General features: G+C 72.9%; 12 protein-coding genes. 3 read left to right on the plus strand and 9 right to left on the minus strand.

Annotation, left to right across the window (positions count from 1 at the left end):
- From MTF69_RS27425 to MTF69_RS27440, 4 genes are read right to left on the minus strand one after another with little or no spacing between them, the layout of a single operon-like run.
- A complete protein-coding gene (locus tag MTF69_RS27425; RefSeq protein ID WP_243338829.1) occupies window positions 1–1,281 on the minus strand; it encodes an ABC transporter permease in 1,281 nt (426 codons plus the stop codon).
- The gene (locus MTF69_RS27430) at window positions 1,278–2,027 is read right to left on the minus strand and encodes an ABC transporter ATP-binding protein (RefSeq protein WP_243338830.1); all 750 of its coding nucleotides are present in this window, start codon (window positions 2,025–2,027) and stop codon (window positions 1,278–1,280) included. The genes MTF69_RS27425 and MTF69_RS27430 overlap by 4 nt, the downstream gene beginning before the upstream one ends.
- On the minus strand, window positions 2,024–3,199 hold the full coding sequence (locus MTF69_RS27435) for a peptidoglycan-binding protein (RefSeq protein WP_243338831.1): 1,176 nt from the start codon (window positions 3,197–3,199) through the stop codon (window positions 2,024–2,026). Before MTF69_RS27435 ends, MTF69_RS27430 begins: the two co-directional genes overlap by 4 nt.
- A 23-nt stretch (window positions 3,200–3,222) precedes the next feature.
- Window positions 3,223–3,735 (minus strand): hypothetical protein, encoded by a 513-nt coding sequence (locus tag MTF69_RS27440; protein ID WP_243338832.1) that lies wholly within the window; start codon window positions 3,733–3,735, stop codon window positions 3,223–3,225.
- A 302-nt stretch (window positions 3,736–4,037) separates the two neighbouring features.
- Here MTF69_RS27440 and MTF69_RS27445 point away from each other — a divergent pair, with 302 nt between their 5' ends.
- Both MTF69_RS27445 and MTF69_RS27450 read left to right on the plus strand, forming a co-directional pair.
- Entirely contained in the window at window positions 4,038–4,694 is a 657-nt protein-coding gene (locus tag MTF69_RS27445; protein ID WP_243338833.1) for a response regulator transcription factor, read from the plus strand.
- Complete coding sequence (locus MTF69_RS27450) at window positions 4,691–5,884, plus strand: HAMP domain-containing sensor histidine kinase (RefSeq protein ID WP_243338834.1); 1,194 nt, start codon at window positions 4,691–4,693, stop codon at window positions 5,882–5,884. The genes MTF69_RS27445 and MTF69_RS27450 overlap by 4 nt, the downstream gene beginning before the upstream one ends.
- A gap of 14 nt (window positions 5,885–5,898) precedes the next feature.
- Here the strand turns inward: MTF69_RS27450 and MTF69_RS27455 are convergent, their stop codons facing one another.
- Window positions 5,899–7,158, minus strand: a complete 1,260-nt coding sequence (locus MTF69_RS27455) for an NAD(P)/FAD-dependent oxidoreductase (RefSeq protein WP_243338835.1) — start codon at window positions 7,156–7,158, stop codon at window positions 5,899–5,901.
- A 280-nt stretch (window positions 7,159–7,438) separates the two neighbouring features.
- On the opposite strand from MTF69_RS27455, the gene MTF69_RS27460 reads away from it, so the two are divergent.
- The gene (locus MTF69_RS27460) at window positions 7,439–12,160 is read left to right on the plus strand and encodes a HEAT repeat domain-containing protein (RefSeq protein ID WP_243338836.1); all 4,722 of its coding nucleotides are present in this window, start codon (window positions 7,439–7,441) and stop codon (window positions 12,158–12,160) included.
- Window positions 12,161–12,220: 60 nt separating this feature from the next.
- On the opposite strand, the gene MTF69_RS27465 is transcribed toward MTF69_RS27460, so the two are convergent.
- The 4 genes from MTF69_RS27465 to MTF69_RS27480 form a co-directional block, all read right to left on the minus strand.
- A complete protein-coding gene (locus MTF69_RS27465) occupies window positions 12,221–13,066 on the minus strand; it encodes an enoyl-CoA hydratase/isomerase family protein (protein ID WP_279346321.1) in 846 nt (281 codons plus the stop codon).
- The gene (locus MTF69_RS27470) at window positions 13,063–14,310 is read right to left on the minus strand and encodes a cytochrome P450 (RefSeq protein ID WP_243338837.1); all 1,248 of its coding nucleotides are present in this window, start codon (window positions 14,308–14,310) and stop codon (window positions 13,063–13,065) included. The genes MTF69_RS27465 and MTF69_RS27470 overlap by 4 nt, the downstream gene beginning before the upstream one ends.
- 112 nt (window positions 14,311–14,422) lie before the next feature.
- Window positions 14,423–15,811, minus strand: a complete 1,389-nt coding sequence (locus tag MTF69_RS27475) for a cytochrome P450 (protein ID WP_243338838.1) — start codon at window positions 15,809–15,811, stop codon at window positions 14,423–14,425.
- A gap of 10 nt (window positions 15,812–15,821) precedes the next feature.
- Complete coding sequence (locus tag MTF69_RS27480) at window positions 15,822–16,382, minus strand: ATP/GTP-binding protein (RefSeq protein ID WP_243338839.1); 561 nt, start codon at window positions 16,380–16,382, stop codon at window positions 15,822–15,824.
- Window position 16,383 lies beyond the last annotated feature (1 nt).

The raw sequence follows: 16,383 nt of genomic DNA on the forward strand, positions 1-16,383 counted from the left end.
TCACGCCGAGCGCAAGGCGTCCGTGGGGGAGGCCCGGGCGGCCCTCAGTGCGGGATAGAGCCCGGCGAGCGCGGCCACCACCACGGAGACCGAGGGGCCGGCGACCAGGGTGTAGAGGGGGATGGCCGCCGGCCAGCCCTGGACCAGCGCGTAGCCGTACACGGTCAGGCTGCCGAGGACCAGTCCGCCCATCCCGCCGATGAAGCCCATCAGCACGGCCTCCAGCAGGAACTGCGCCGAGATCTGGCCGCCCCGGGCACCCAGGGCGCGGCGCAGCCCGATCTCGCCCCGGCGTTCCATCACGCCGACCACCATGGTGTTGGCGATCCCGACGCCGCCCACCAGCAACGCCACGCCGGCCAGGACGAGTACGAGTGCGGTGAGGCTGTTCTCCGTCTCGGTGCGGGCCAGGAGGAGATCGGAGGGCCGGCTCACCGCGACCATGGTCGGGCTGCCGGGGTTCGCGCTGGCCGCGGCCACCGCCTGGACCTGGGGCACGCGTGCGGAGTGCGACCGCAGGTAGACGGTCGCCGCGCTCCCGTCGGCCCCCAGGTGGGCGACCGCCTGGGGCCAGCCGACCAGGGCCGCGGTGCCCAGCTCGGGGGCGAGCTCGTTCGGAGCGAGGATGCCGAGGACCTGGTACCACTGTCCGCCCAGCCACACCCGCTCGCCCGGTCCGGTGACGCCGAGGCGCTGAGCGGCCTGGCCGCCGAGCACGGTCACCGGGAGGTTCTCGCTCGCGGCGTCCAGCCACCGCCCGCTGTGCAGTTCGGCGCGCAGCACCTCCAGGAGGTTGAGGCGCGCGGCCAGCACGGTGAGGCTGCCGGTCTGCTGCGCCGGTACCAGGTCGTTGCGGTACACCTGGGCCTTGGTGGCCCCGGTGGCGGTGGTCCGCTGCACGGGCGCGATGGCCGAGAGCATCTTCTCCGCGGTGAGCGGGAGCGGCACCGGCTGCTGGTCGGGCCCCTTGCCGGGGGCCACGGTGATCAGGTTGGAGCCGAGCTGGTCCAGCCGTGCCAGCAGGTGCTGCTGGTTGGAGTTCGAGATGCCGGTGACCGCGACCACGGCGGCGATGCCCAGCGAGATGCCCAGCGCGGACAGCGCGGTACGCATTTTGCGGGTACGGGGCCCGATCATTCCCAGGCGCAGCAGATCCATGGGGCGAAGCCGGCTGCGCCGCGGCCGGGTGCGGCGCAGCCGCTTCCTGCGCCCGGCCTTCGGCGGGTCAGGTGGCGTCGATTCGGTGTCGGCCAGGTCGGCCTGCGCCCGGTGGGTTGTCATCGGTTGGCTCCAGCGGGCTCCGGGAGACGTTCGTCGAACTCGATGCGGCCGTCCTGGATGCCGACGCGCCGGGGGAACGAGGAGGCCAGCGCACGGTCGTGGGTGATGACCACCACCGTGGTGCCATTCGCGTTCAGGGTGCACAGCAGATCGACGACGGCGGCGCCGGACACGCTGTCCAGGGCTCCGGTGGGCTCGTCGGCGAGCAGCAGCGCCGGGCGGCCGATCAGCGCACGGGCGATCGCCACGCGCTGCTTCTCGCCGCCGGAGAGCTGGTCGGGGTGGTGCTCCAGCCGGTGCCCTAGGCCCACGGAGCGCAGCGTCTCGACGGCTCGCGCGCGCCGCTCGGAGACCGGCGCCCCGGCGTACAGCAGCCCCGTCGCGACGTTCTCGACGGTGGTGAGTCCGGACAGCAGGAAGAACTGCTGGAACACGAAACCGATCCGGTGCGCCCGCAGCGCGGCGAGCTCCCGGTCGGAGAGACCGGCCAGATCGCGGCCCTCGAAGCGGAGCCGGCCCGAGGTGGCCCGGTCGAGCGAGCCGAGCAGCGCGAGGAGGGTGGACTTGCCGGAGCCGGACGGCCCGACGACGGCGAGGAGTTCACCGGCTTCGACGGTGAGGTCGATGCCGTGCAGGATGCGCAGCGCGGGCGTGCCCGGATACTCCTTGACGATGGCCGACAACTCCAGGACGGGGGCGGACAACCCCAGGACGGGGGCGGCGTTCGCCGCAGGGGGAGGCGTCACTTCGGGATCACCACCTGCGCGCCGGGCCGGACGTCGCCGGTGATCTGTGCCTTGGCGTCGGCGATCAGGCCGAGCCGGACCCTGACCAGCCGGGGAGTGGGGCCGTCGGAGACCCGTACGCCGTAGCCGCCGCCGTCGAGGGCGAGCAGCGCGGTGACCGGAACGATGAGCGCGTGGTCGGCGGTGTCGCCCACCACGGTGACGGTCACCGCGGACTGCCCCGCCCGCTGCGCCTGTTCCTGGCCGTCGAGCACGATCGTCACGGTGGTCCTGGCTCCACCGGGGCCCTCCCCGGAGCCGCCTCCCGACCCGCCGGAGCCGTCCTCCCCGCCGGAGCCGGAGCCGGAGCCGGAGCCTCGGATCAGCGAACGGATGCGGCCCTCGACATCGGCGCCGTCGGCCAGCTTGATGCGGACGCGCCCGTCCGGCTTGAACCGGGAGAGCTGGTTCTCGGCGGGCCGTGCGGTGACCACGAGATCCTCGCGGGTGACGGTCATGACGGAGGAACCGCCCAGGGCCGCGCCGAGCTGCACGCCGACCTGCTGCACGCGTACGGACGCGTGGGACAGCATGGTGATGCCGCCGAGGGGGACCGTGCCGGTCTCCTTCAAGCCCAGGGACTTCTGCCAGCGCTTCACTGCGGTGGCGGTGTCCGGGGTGAACTTCTGGTCGGCGGTCAGGCCGAGCCCCCTGGCGTGGCCGAGCCGGATCAGGTTGCGTTCGAGCTGCTCCACGTCGGAGCCGGCCGGAACACCGGGGCCCAGGTCGCGCCACATCGGGCGGTCGCCGACCATCAGCACCACCGGCTGTCCGTCCACCTCGTAGAGCTTCTGTCCGGCCTTGACGACGGCGCCCACGGCGGGGAGCCCCGTGAGGGTGCCCTTGGCGGCCGGGAGGACGGGGGTGGGAGCGTCGTACACGAGCGAGCCGGTGAGCTGGATGCTGCTGGACAGCGAGCCCTGCTCCACCGGGGCGAGGCCGTACTCCACACCCTCCCGCTCGGTCCCCGCGGTGCCGCGGTCCCACGGGCGGGTGACGGCGACGGCCCCGGTCCCGGCCACCACGGCGACCAGCAGCAGCGGGACGAGGACCCTGCCGCGCTTCTTCCCGCGGACCACGGGTTCAAGGGGTTCCACGGGTTCCATGGGGTTCACGGGGTTCACGGGGTTCACGGGTTCCACCGTGCGGGTCACGCTCACTCACCGATCCGGTAGCCGGGCAGCGGGAACTGCGCATCGCAGGCGCGCGAGGCGGCATCCCACTTGGCCGCGTCGAACACGGCGCGCGGGACGACGACCACGGCCTCCTTGGGATCGGGGTCCGGCATGTCGGAGTAGCCGTTCTTGCGCGCGCAGTCGACCCACTTGCGGGCCATCTCCACGAACTTGGCGTTGTCGGCCTTCTGGACCTGATGGATGCCGGGCACCTTCTCGTCGCACAGCCGGCTCGCGGCCTCGTAGCCGGACGGCAGGCCCGAGTCCGTGCTCGCCGCCGGAAAGCCGATGTTGCCGTCCTTGTCCTGCTCGACGCTCGTCTGCCCCTGCTTGTGCATGCAGTCCACCCAGGCCCGGCGGACCGCGTTGTCGTCCTGCGGCTTCACCTTCCCCCCGCCCTCGCCCCCGGCGACCTCGGGCGCCGGGGCGCCGGCCGAGCAACCGGCCAGCGCCAGCACCACCGCCGCGGCGGCCGCAGCGGGCAGCGCGCGCACGCCTCGTAGACCGCGCGGGCCCTGCAGACCGGGCAGACCTCGCACGCCGTGCCGGCCTCGCAGCCCTCCGAGCCCTCCGAGCCCTCCGAGCCCTCGTACCGACCGGCCGCGTATCGCGGATGCGCTTCGCATGTCCCACACTCCTCTGGGCGTTCCTGATGAACGCCCAAGTTCTATGGGCCGCGCGGTGAGCCACCTGTGATCGCGCGCCTAACCACCGGCTAACCCGCCTGCGGGCAGGCTGGTCCCCGGCGCCGGCTCGGGTGGAACAGCGGCGCCACGGGCGAACGGAGCGGGACGCGATGCGGGTGCTGATTGTCGAGGACGAGCGGGAACTGGCCGTGATGCTCGCCGAAGGGCTCCGCGACGAGGGGATGCTCTGCGACCTCGCCCACGACGGCCTGGAGGCGCTCCGGCGGACCGGCGAGGCCGACTACGACGTGGTGATCCTGGACCGGGACCTGCCCGGACTGGGCGGCGACGCCGTGTGCCGGGCGCTCGTCGCGATGGGCCATCCCGCCCGGATCCTGATGCTCACCGCTGCGGACACCCTGTCCGACCTGGTCGAAGGCCTCGGCCAGGGCGCCGACGACTACATGACCAAACCCTTCTCCTACCTGGAACTCGTCGCCCGGCTGCGCGCGCTCGGCCGCCGCTCCGCGGCCGGCCGGGCCGACGTCGTGCTCAGCCGGCGCGGCATCAGCCTCGACACGGTGCGCCGGGTCGCCGAACGCGACGGCCGCCCGCTGCACCTGACGCCGAAGGAACTGGGCGTCCTGGAACTGCTGCTGGCCGCGGACGGCGCCCCGGTCTCCACCGAGGAACTGCGGGAGCGGCTGTGGGACACGGGACTCGACCCGGCCACCACGGCCGTACGGGTCACCGTGCACGCGCTGCGCCGCAAGATCGGCGATCCGCCGCTCATCGTGCACGACACCGGCTACGGATACCGGCTGTGAGCCGCTTCGGCCCCGGCCGCCTGCCGCTGCGCGGCCGGCTGACCCTGGTGACCACGGCCGTCTTCGCGGTACTCGGCTGCGGGGTGCTGGCGCTGAACTGGCTCAGCTCGCGCCAGCTCATCGAGGCCAACCGCGACCTCATCACACAGGCCGCGGGAGCCCCGGAGCCGCCGCTCCCCGACCCGGCGCCCGTCGAGGTGCCCCCGGGCCCCACCGACGCCGTCCTCACGACCCCGGCCCGGGCCTTCGACCACTTCCAGAACGCCATCCTGGGCGACCTGCTGACCCGCTCCGTGCTGCTGCTCACCGTCTTCACGGCGCTCGCAGCCCTGCTGGCCTGGTGGGCGAGCCACCGCTCCCTGCACCGGCTGCACCAGGTGACCGCGGCCGCCCGGCGGATCAGCACCGGCAGCAGCCTGGACGAGCGGCTCGCGCTCGACGGTCCGTACGACGAGATCCGCGAACTCGGCGACACCTTCGACGCCATGCTCGACCGGCTCGACCGCAGCTTCACGGCCCAGCGCAGCTTCACCGCGCACGCCTCGCACGAGCTGCGCACCCCGCTGACCGTCCTGCGCACCGCGCTGGAGATCCCCTTGGCCCAGGGCCGGGTCCCGGACGACCTGCGGCCCTCGGTGCTCCGCGCGCTGGACGCCAACGTGCGGATCGAGCGGCTGATCGCGGCGCTGCTGACCCTGGCGCGCGCGGAGACCGCCGCGCTGGCGCTGCGTCCCACGGATCTGGCGGACGCCGCGCGGGCCGCGGTGCGGGAGCTGGCCGAGGAGGCCTCTGGCGCCGGGGTCCGGGTCACGCTCGACGCGGCGCACGCGCCGGTGGACGGGGACCCCTCGCTGCTCCGGCAGGTCGCGCTCAACCTGCTGGCCAACGCGGTACGCCACAACCACCGCGACGGCACCGCCGTGATCACGACCGGAGCCACGGGCGGCACGGTGTTCCTGGAGGTCTCCAACACCGGCCCAGTCCTGCCGCCGCAGGAGGTTCCCGCCCTGTTCGCGCCGTTCCACCAGGGCCGGGAGCGCGGCAGCGGGTTCGGGCTGGGGCTCGCCGTGGTCCAGGCGATCACCGCCACGCACCACGGCGAGGTCGTGGCCACGCCCCGCGCGGGCGGGGGGCTCACGGTCCGTGTCCTGCTACCCGGCCGCAACGGCGGTGCAAGCCCGCCGGGTTGATCCGGTCGGGCGCATCAGACCTCGCGATGTCTGATGTTGACGACCGCCGCCTTGGCCATCACCACGGGGTTCAGGAACCGCCCGGGGCCGATCAGGCGGGACGCGAACCGGTGCATGTGCCGCGCCATCGACGCATCGCGGGCCGCCGCCGAGAACACCAGCTTCTCCACGGGATTGAACGGGCGGGCCTCGGCGAAGTCGATGGCCAGCTGCTGGTGACCGCGAAGTCGCCACTGGTGCCGTCGTTTGTACCGTCCGAGGGATCTGTCGAGGGATCTGTCGAGGCTGCCCCGGCCGGCCAGGGCCGGGGCGACCGCCTCGGCCAGCCACTGCGCGGACTGCAGGGCCCACCCGCATCCGACTCCCCACAGGGGGTCGCCGGTGAGGGCGGCGTCGCCGATGAGGGCTACGCCCGGTGAGGTCGGCTTCCGGATCTGCAGCGGGTAGTCGACCGTGCCGATGATCTTCGAGATGCGCTCGGCGGAGTCGAGGGGCGGCGCCCCGGGCAGGGCGCGGACGAACGCGGAGAAGCTGCCCTCCAGGTCCTCCCGGAAGGCCGGGAGCCGCTTCTTGTCCGGGAGCACCGCGAGGACCGTCACCCCGTCGTCGTTCGGGAACGCGTACGCCATGTCGGGTTCGAGGAACCAGGTGTGTCCGATCCCGTCGGGCAGCGGGAGGTTGCGGTAGTGGGCGAGGTAGCCGAAGCGCGTGTTCTCGTGCTTCCACGTGCGCATCCCGGCGAACCCCGCCACGGCCGAGTCCTTGCCGTCGGCGCCGACCACCAGGCGGGCCCGGATCTCGCGCTCCCCGTCCGGGGTCGACGCGCGGACCCCCACGGTCCGTCCGGCTTCCCGGACCAGCCCGGTCACGCGATGGCCGAGCAGCAGCTCGACGCCGGGGGTCTGCGCCGCACGGGACCTGATCAACGGGTCGAGCGTGCTGCGGCGGACGTTGTACGCGTACGGCAGCTCGGGCCCTCCCGGAGCGGGCCTCGGCTCGATCCATCCCCAACGGGTGTACCAGCGCGCCGTGTTGCGCATGGCCCCGGCCTTCTCCAAGGCGGGGACGAGGCCGAGCTCGTGCAGCACCGGATAGGCGTTGGCCGTAAGGGAATGGGTGCACAGCACCTTGTACGCCCCGGGGTCCGAGTGGCGTTCCAGCAGTGCGACGCGGAGGCCGCGTCGGGCGAGCAGGATCGCCGCGGCACTGCCGGCGAGGCTGGCTCCGCTGATGACGACGTCGTAGTCGTGTTCCGCGCTCTCAGGCCTGGGCATGCCCTGATCGCCCCCTCCGGGGTGTGGTGCCGCTGACGGGTGTGGACGTGGTGCAGCCCCCACTCGTGTCATGCCCATGAGGAGTTGTCAAGATCGCGCCGCCCGGGCCCGGACCGCGAGGGCCCGGACCGCGAGGGCCCGGACCGTCTCAGTCGTCCAGCTCCAGGCGCTGGACGCCGCCCTGGTCGACGCCGCCCGTCGGGGCTGGATCTGACCCTGCCCGCGCCGGCTGGACGAAATCACTTGGTGGCGCCGGGAACGTCCCGGTTAGAGTCCGACGATGACGATGCCGGCAGACAAGTCCTTCCACGACGCGGTACGCCGAGCCGACGTCGGCCGGCTGGCAGCGCTGCTCGACGCACAGCTGTGCCCGCCGGCCGTCTTCGGACTCCTCATCCGGCACGAGGATTCCCGCGTGCGGTACCTGGGGCTGGTCCTCCTGGCCGAGCGCGTCACCTCGGGCCGGACGGGCGACGAGCACGAGACGGCCGAACTCGCGGAGCTGCTGCCGGTGTCGGTGCCGGCGGCGCCGGAGGAGGCGCTCGTCCTGGCGCGGCTCCACGAACGACTGGGGCCGTACCTCCCGGGGCCCCGCCGGCCGTCCTGGCGTACGGCCGGGCTGCCGGTACGCGTACGGATCGCCTGGCTGCGCGCCGAGCTCCTGAACGATCCGGCGCTGCTCCGGAAGGAGCCTCCGGGCGAACTGCTCTACCAGGCCGTGCGGGAGACGACCGTCACCCCCGCGCACCGGCCCGAACACCTCGTGAAGGAGCTGGTGGACAGCGGCGACCCGGTGCTCCAGGCCGATGCGCTGCGGCTGGCCCGGCAGGGGCTGCACGCCGGCCTGCTGGCTCCCGCACTGGTACGCGCACACGTGATCGGCCTGCTCGGCGCCGGCAGCGCGGCCGTCGTCGCCGCCGCACTGGGGGAACTCGCCGAGCCCTGGGCGGCGTTGGAGCCACTACCCGCGGGGCGGCTGTCGCCCTTCCTCGCCGCCGATTCGGTGATCGCACGGCCACAGGCCGCCGAAGCCGCACTCGCGGCCCCGGCCCACCACGGACACCACGCCCTGCTGCGGCAGGTCATCGGCGACCCGGATCTGCCACCGGGTCTTCGCCGGCGCGCGATGGAACGGCTCGGTGACCTGGCCGACCGCGGGGACATCGGCGCATTGACGGCCATCGCCGCACGCGACCCGCTGCTGTTCGGCGGTCCGGCGGTGACCTGCCTGCGCGGGCTCCACCGGCGCGGACACTTCCCGGACGGGGCGCACGTCCCGTCCCTCATCGGCCTGGCGCTGGCCGATCACACGATTGCGCCCCACGAGGTCGCGACGATCCTGTTCACCTGCCGGCAGGAGATGCTCCGCGTACTGGTGGACGCACCCGCCGACGATCCGAGCTGGCCGCGTCGGCTCACGCTGCTGGTCGCCCTGGCCGGACAGGGGGCGGGGGAACTTCCGATCGGGGACGCGATCACCCGGGTCCTTCCCTCGGCTCCCGTGCCGGGGCCGTTCCTCGACGCGATCCGCGCGGTGCGCCACGCGGATGCCGAGGACGCGGTGATCGCCCTCCTGCCCTCGGCGCCCGCAGCGGCCCTGGACGCTCTGGAGGCCATCGGCGGGCACCGGACGACGACCACGTTGAGGGAAGGGCTCGGTCTCGCCGGGCTGGAGGCGCAGGAAGCGCAGGAGGCTCAGGAGAGCGGGGGAGAGATCGCGTCGCACCTCCGCGCCGTGCGGAACCGGGCCCTTGAGGTGCTCTGGCACCTGACCGACGATCCGTCACAGCGCAGTGCCCTCCTCGTCCGGCTCGATCCCGCCGATCTGCCGGCGCGCATCGCGGCGGACGTCGGTGGGCCGGACGAGCGGGAACTGGCCCTCCTGAGCTCCCATCTGGACCCGGACCAGCCCGTGGCGGCCCTGTGCCGACTGGCCGCCCACGGCAGCGCCGGTACCCTGCCGGTCATCGCGGACCTCCTCCTGCGCATCGTGGCCGAGCTGGCGGCGTCCCGGGAGCCGGGTGGACCCGCCCCGCGGCCCGACGCCGGACAGCCGGCCGGGGAGCCCGTGGTACCCCAGGAGATCCTGGACGCCGTACACGGTCTGGGCCGCCGGCTCCACGAACGGGGACGGATCAGGCCCTCCTGCCTGCTCGACGCGCAGACCCGGCAGGAGGCGGGGCACGCGCTCGTCGCGACCACGGCGCTGGACCTGCTGGACCGGCCCGGACTGTCGAGCGGCGAGCAGACGATCCTGCTCGAACTCCTGCTCCGGGCCCCCTACGCGGGCACCCGTGCGCGGGCGCACCGCCTGCTGCGCCACCGCGACCGGCACGTGCGCAAGCACGTGATCGCGCTGCTCGCCCGGGACGCCACGGGGGACGATGCGCAGGCGCTGTCGGCGACGCTGATCGCACTGACCGCCGCCCAGGACGTCCAGACCGTCCGGCAGGCGTTGCTCGCCCTCGGCCACGCGCGGGCCCGCTGGGCCTCCACCGCGATCGCCGCATGTCTCGCCCATCCGAACATGAACATCAAGAAGACCGCCGCCGCGGTCCTGGTCGGCGCGGGCACGCCCACGGCGGTACCGGCACTGCTCTTCCGGCTCGGGCGTCACGACAATCCGGGTCTGCGCGGCACGCTCATCGAGGCGCTGCGCGCCATCCTCGGCGACGCGTACCCGGCGACCGTCCTCGCCGCCGCCGAACACACCGATGACGGCCGCGCCCGCGAACTCCTGCTGGGCGGCCTCGACCGCACGCTGGCCGCGCGCTCGGTCCTCGCCCTGGACGACCAGGCATCACGGGTCGCGCCGACCCTGCTCGCCCTGGTGGCGACCGGTCGCGTCGGACTCGCTTCCGGGACGGTCGAGGACCTGTCGACGGCCATGGCCCGGCACGGGATCACCGTGCCCGCCGGAGCGGACCTCGACGTCGGCTCGCTGGAGGCGCAGGGCTGGCACCCATCCGTCGCCCTGCGTCTCGCCGCCCGGCACGAACTGCCGCGTCCCACCCGGCTGTGGGTGCTTCGGCCCCTGCTGCCGGACTGGCTGCGGCTGGCCGCCGCCGAAGAACCCGCCGGGCGGGCCCGCGTCCTGCGGCTCACGCTCCGGATCTGCCCCGCACCGTGGACACCCGGGGAAGTGGCGGCCTTCGCCCGGTCCACCGGGGTCCTCCTCGACGGGCTCGCCGGAGCCTGCGCGGAAGACCGGCACGCGCTCATGGCGGTACTCGAAGCGGTCGCGCCGACCCTGCCCGCGGTCACGAAGCAGGCCGTCGCCGAGGCGGTACGCGCACTGCCCGGCGCCCCGGCGGACAGCCCGTCCACCCTGACACTGCTCCGCGGCCTCGGCACGGTACTGGTCCGCGCCGACCTCGACCAGGCACTGGCCTCGGCCCGGCTGGGCACCAGCCCCCGGCAGGCCGAGACGGCCGCCCTGCGGGCCGCCTTCGCCGCCCCGCGGTCGCCTGAGGCCATCGGGTCATCCATCGGGTCGTCCACTGCGTCGGCTACCCCCGAGTCCGAGTCCGAGTCCGACGCCGAAGCCGAGGCGTGGCGGGCCGCGCTGGATGCCGCGGTGCGCACACCGGGCACCCTGGAGGGATTCCGCCGACGCGACCGCCTTCGCCGGGAGGACGGAGGCACCGTCCCGGCCTCCCGGGACCGCCTGACCGCGCTGATCGATGTCTACACCAGGGCCGGCGCCGAGGTCCGCGCCGCCCTCATCGACTGGATGACGGACGTCCAGCCCCTCGACGCACCACCCTGGACGCTCACCGAAACCGCCCGCGCGCCGGCGGCGCGACCGAGGACCGTGCACATCGACGACCTCGACCAGCCCCGGTCGACCGCACTGCGGGACCGCCTGCTGGCCATGCTGCGCGCACCTGCTCAGGACCGCCGGCACACCGCGGCCCACGCACTCCTGGAATGGCCCGAGCTGGAGTGCAGGCTTCCCGTGCTCCGGGCATTCCTGCGAGGCCGCGTCGACGTACCCGTCGGCGTCGACCTGGCCCGCGCACTGAGCGCCGTCGACGAGAGGGAACTCCGCGCGGACGGCATCCTGCACGACAGGGTCGCCCTCACGGCGAGCCGACTCGACCCGTGGGACCTGGAACCGCTGGTCCCGCTGCTGCTGGAATGGTGGGAGCACGACCCGCCGGCCGGCAGCTCCGCAGCCGGGCAGGCGTTGCGCCGGGTCCCCGCCGACGTACTGGCGCAGTGCCTCGGCGACCGCCTCGGCGCCGGCGCCTGGGGGTTCCTCGACCTGCTCGGCGGGCGTCCCCTGCTGCGCACCCCCGCGCTCACGGAGACCTGCCGCCGGCTGCGCGCCGAAGGACGCGACGCCCTCGCGGACAGCCTGCTCCTCGTAGACGGTCCGCTGCGCCGCCCTGGCACCGTACGGCAGGATGCCGCCGCGCTGGCAGCACCCCGCGACCGTGGCCCGGCCGCGTCGGCGGGGGCGTCACAACCCCGGTCCCGCCAGGAACTGTTGGATCTGGCACGGACCGGCGACCCGGTGTGGATACGCCACGCGCTCACGCGACTGTCCGAGGGACACACCGGCCCGGACCCCGACCAGGACCCCGGCCTACGGGACCTGATCGGCGAGTTGCTGCGTCACCCCAAGCCCAAGGTCCGCCTGCACGCCCACCGCACCTCGCGGGCCATGCTCGACCGGCAGACCCACCTGCACCACACGGCGATCCTGCTGGACGACCCCCAGCCGGACCTGGTGCGCGCGGCCATCCGTACCCTCTGCCACGCGACCTGGGTCCCCGCGATCCCCGCGCTGACGGGATTGCTGGAGCACCCGCACCCCGTCGTCCGCAGGGCTGCGGCCGACGGACTCGTCGCCATGGGCACGTCGGCGATCCCGGCACTCAGACACGTCACCGTCCACGCCCGCCCCGACAAGCGGTCCCGCTACGCGGAGATCCTCGAACGGATCACGCCCCACCCGGCTCACGACAGCCCGGCTACGGTGGCCACGGGCGGCTGACACCGACGAAGGCGACGGAGGGGGCGGGCCCCGGTGATACCGGGGTCCGTCCCTCCCCGATCAGCCGCGTGTGTGCTGGTGGAGGGTGGCTGCCAGGAGGTGGGAGTCGAGCAGGGAGACGTCCGCCGTCCTGTCTGCCCGTGCGTAGCCGGCCATCATCCGTTTGGTCAGGACGAGCGCTTCGGGGGAGCGCCGGGCGAGGGGCCCGATCCAGGAATCGACCACCTTGTCCAACTGGTCGAGCGGGGCGGTCTTGTGGAGCAGACCGATCCGGTGGGCCGTGTCGGCGTCGAAGACGTCGCAGGTGAGCAGGAGTTCGCGAATCCTGGAGGTGCCGGCCTCGGAGACCAGGCGTCCCATGGCCCCGCCCCAGGCGGGCGGCAGCCCTATGCCGACCTCCGGCATGCGAAAGCGACTGGTGTCGGCGCCGGCGCGCAGATCGCAGAAGGAGGCGAGGGCGAGGCCCGCGCCGATGACCCGCCCGTGCAGCCGGGCGATGGTGACCGCGTGGGTGTTCTCCAGGGCCTGGCACAGGCGGTGTGCCTTGTCGGCGATGCGCCGCAGGCCCACGCCGGACGGATCGGCGGCCAAGGCCTCCTGGTACTCGCCGCGGTCGGCGCCCAGGCAGAAGTCCGAACCCAGTGACGACAGCGTCAGGATCCGGACGTCGGGTCTCTCGTGGAGCTCGTCGAGCAGGGTGATGAGATCGTCGAGGACCGTGGTGTCCAACGTGTCGTCCTGCCCCCAGGGGTTGAGGCGGACGTGCAGGACGGGGCCGTCCTGGTCGGTGCGTATCGCCTTGGGAGCGGTCCGGACGTACGCGGGGACGTGCGCGGGGACGGGGGAGGGGGAGGGGGAGGGGGAGGGGGAGGAAATGAGGGTGGGGACGGGGGTGGAGTCGGTCATGCGAGTGCTACGTCCAGGTTCAGGAGTCGCCGGAACGCCACGCGGGGCGCCATCGACGGGGGGCGTACGAGGGTCAGGCGGGGGAGGCGCTGGACCAGTTGGTGGAGAAGGGTCTGGGCTTCGACGCGGGCCAGCGGCGCGCCGAGGCAGTAGTGGATGCCGCCGCTGAACGCGAGGTGGTCGGGGGCGCGTTCGGGGTCGAACCGGTCCGGGTCGCGGTGCCGGGACGGGTCCCTGTGCGCCGCTCCGATCATGAGGTGGACCATCTCGTCGCGGCGGATCTCGAAGCCGCCCACCACGGAGTCCTGCGATGCGACCCTGCTGATCACGTGGGTGGGCGGGTCGTAGCGGAGGGTCTCCTCCACGAACCCGGGCACGAGGTCCGGGTTGTCGGCGACCACGGCCCAGCGGTCCGGGCTTTCGACGAGCCGGAGCACCATCGTCGAGAGGAGGGTCGCGGTGGTTTCCAGGGCGGCCAGCAGGACGAACAACACCAGGTGGTAGACGGCTTCGTCGGCCTTGTCCCGGTCGGGCTCGATCGCGTCCCACGCCTGGATCCACCGGCTGACGGGGTCGTCACCGGGGCGGGAGCGCCGGTCACGCACGAGGTCCGTGAAATACGTGCGGAGTTCGGCCGTGGCCGCGTCGGACAGTGCCAGTTGGCTGGCCGACGGCAGCAGCTCCTGGGTGAATACCTGATCGTGTGTCAATTCCCGGAGCCTCGGCCAGTCGGCCTGCGGAAGTCCGAGCCAGTCTCCTATGGTGGCCACCGGCAGCTCCTCGCAGACAAGCTGCGAGAAGTCCGCCTCGCCGGTGCGTATTCGCTCCGTGAAGGCGTCGAGGAGTAGATCCGCGGTCCCCTTCACGTTGCGGCCGATGCGTTCCACGGTGCCGCGGTCGAACGTGCCCGCCGCCCGCCGAACCCTGGTGTGGTCCGGGGGGTTGAGCGCGGCGAGCGTGTTGCCCATCTCGCGCGAGGAGGGCGCGTTCCAGCGGGTCCCGGCGCCCTGTCGCTCCCGCCATGCCCGGTCGGGCTCCAGCCATTGACGGCTGCGCAGGATCTGGTCGCAGGCGGCGAAGCCCGTTATGGCGAAACCGCCCCAGGGCGCGGGCACCACCTCGCCCCGCGCGAGGAGTTCGTCGTAGATGGGGAAGGGGTCGGCCTGCCCTCTGGCCGTCCGTAGACGGGAGAAGAGGGAGGCGGACGCCCGGCGGTCGTACGTCGGGATCGTGGCAACGCCCATATGGCGGCTCCTTTCTGAGAACCAGCCGCCATGCATACCCGCATGATCATTAGGGCATCCGCTACCACTGAGTACTCAGGATGTTACTAGAATCACATCCTCCTCTTAGCTCCTACTCGCCCCTGGTCCAGGCCAGGAAGCGGCTGAACAGGCCGCCCTTGGGCTGCGGTGCGGCACCGGTGTTCGTACGCGAGGGGCCGGTGTCGGCGGGGGAGGCGGCGGCCGTCTGCTGCTGAGGCGCCCAGCCCGCGTTCGATCCGGCCGGTCCGCCAGGCACGGCCGCATGGTGAACGGTCCTCGGGGTGAAACGGATCGGGAGGGTGACCAGCGAGCGGCTCCACGGACTCGGCGCCCAGGTGAGCGACTTGAAGGGGACCCGCAGCTCGACGTCGTGAAGCTGGTTGAGCAGCGTCTCGACGGCGGTCACGGCCATCATAAAGGCCGGGTCCTTGGCGGGGCAGGCGTGCGGGCCCGCTCCGAACGCCAAGTGCGCCTTGGCGCTGAGCTGTTCGCGGTGCTCCGTCAGCTTCGGGTCGGTGTTGGCCGCGGCGAACGAGACGAGCACCGGGTCGTTGGCGCGGATCAGCCTGCCGCCGAGCTCCACGTCGTGAGTCGGGTAGTGCGCCGCGTAGTTGGCGATCGGCGCGTAGTTCCAGAGCGTCTGGGAGACCGCGTCCTCGACCGGCAGGCCGCCCTGCCATTCCTCGCCGAGGTACAGGGCGCTGCTGGTGCCGATGGCCGCGGCCAGCGGCGCGGTGCCGCCGGAGAGCAGGGTGACCAGCTGGTGCAGCACCTCCTCGTCGCTCAGTTGGGCCGAGTGCTCCATCAGACGCGTCGTCAGGTCGTCGGTCGGGCGCCGGCGCTTGAGGGCGATCAGCTCGGTGAGCGCCCCGCCGAGCACCTCGTCGGCGCCGGGTGTTCCCTCGAAGATGCCGCTGATGCCGGCGATCACGCGGTCGCCGATCTCGGGCGGGCAGCCGAACAGGTCGCTGAAGACCAGCAGGGGCAGCGGCTGGGCGTACTCGGCCATCAGCTCCGCCTGGCCGCGGATGTCGGTACTGAACTGGCTGATCAGGTAGTTGGCGGACTGCTGCGTCTGCCTGATGAGCTGGTGCTCGTTGACCGTGGCGAGACTGTCGGTGACGGCGCGCCGCAGCCGGGCATGTGCCGCGCCGTCGCTGAAGAGCGCGTTGGGGCGGTACCCCATCATGGGCAGTGCCGGGCTGTCGGCCGGTACGCGGCCTTCGCCCAGGGCATTCCAGCGGCGGGAGTCGCGCACGAAGGAGGCGGGGTTCTGCAGGACGTACAGAGCGGCGTCGTAGCTCGTGACGAGCTCGACCTGGACGTCGGGGGCGATGTCCACGGGTGCACTGGGACCGTACTGACGCAGCTCTGCGTAGTGGCTGTCGGGGTCGGCCCCGAACGGGGGGCCGAACATCTGGACGTTCCCGTGCGCGGGGCACCCGGGGGGTATCTCCTGCGGGTCACGTGGCTGTTGCATTCCGGCGCTCCTAGCCGAGTTGGGACATGAGGTGTTTCACGAGGGTGATGAGGGCCCGCGCGGAGGAGTTCTGGTCCCGTACGTCGCACTCCACGACAGGGGTCTCGGCGGTGAGGTTCAGGGCCTCGTGGACCTCGTCGAGCGGGTAGTGCGTGGTGCCCTCGAAGTGGTTCACCGCGATGGCGTACGTCAGGCCGAAACGCTCGACGAGGTCCAGGACGGGGAACGACTCGTGCAGCCGCTCCGGGTCGACGAGCACCAGCGCGCCCAATGCGCCCCGCGAGAGCTCCTCCCACATCTCCTTGAAGCGCTCCTGGCCGGGCGTACCGAAGAGGTAGAGCACCAGGGTGTCGCTCAGGGTGAGCCGGCCGAAGTCCATGGCGACGGTGGTGGTCGTCTTGTCGGGCGTGCCCGACAGGTCATCGAAGCCCACGCTGGCTTCGGTGATCTCCTCCTCGGTCCGCAGGGGCTCGATCTCCGAGAGACTGCCGATGCAGGTGGTCTTGCCGACCCCGAAATGCCCCACGATGAGGATCTTCACCGCGTGGGAGACATCTGGATCCAGGTACACG

It is taken from the genome of Streptomyces sp. AP-93, assembly GCF_022808175.1.
Lineage (GTDB): Bacteria > Actinomycetota > Actinomycetes > Streptomycetales > Streptomycetaceae > Streptomyces.

Excerpts from the sequence above, each read along its gene's own strand:
- MTF69_RS27425 (WP_243338829.1), bottom strand. The coding sequence starts at position 1,281 with ATGACAACCCACCGGGCGCAGGCCGACCTGGCCGACACCGAATCGACG.
- MTF69_RS27445 (WP_243338833.1), top strand. The coding sequence starts at position 4,038 with ATGCGGGTGCTGATTGTCGAGGACGAGCGGGAACTGGCCGTGATGCTC.
- MTF69_RS27455 (WP_243338835.1), bottom strand. The coding sequence starts at position 7,158 with ATGCCCAGGCCTGAGAGCGCGGAACACGACTACGACGTCGTCATCAGC.
- MTF69_RS27460 (WP_243338836.1), top strand. The coding sequence starts at position 7,439 with ATGACGATGCCGGCAGACAAGTCCTTCCACGACGCGGTACGCCGAGCC.
- MTF69_RS27465 (WP_279346321.1), bottom strand. The coding sequence starts at position 13,066 with ATGACCGACTCCACCCCCGTCCCCACCCTCATTTCCTCCCCCTCCCCC.
- MTF69_RS27470 (WP_243338837.1), bottom strand. The coding sequence starts at position 14,310 with ATGGGCGTTGCCACGATCCCGACGTACGACCGCCGGGCGTCCGCCTCC.
- MTF69_RS27475 (WP_243338838.1), bottom strand. The coding sequence starts at position 15,811 with ATGCAACAGCCACGTGACCCGCAGGAGATACCCCCCGGGTGCCCCGCG.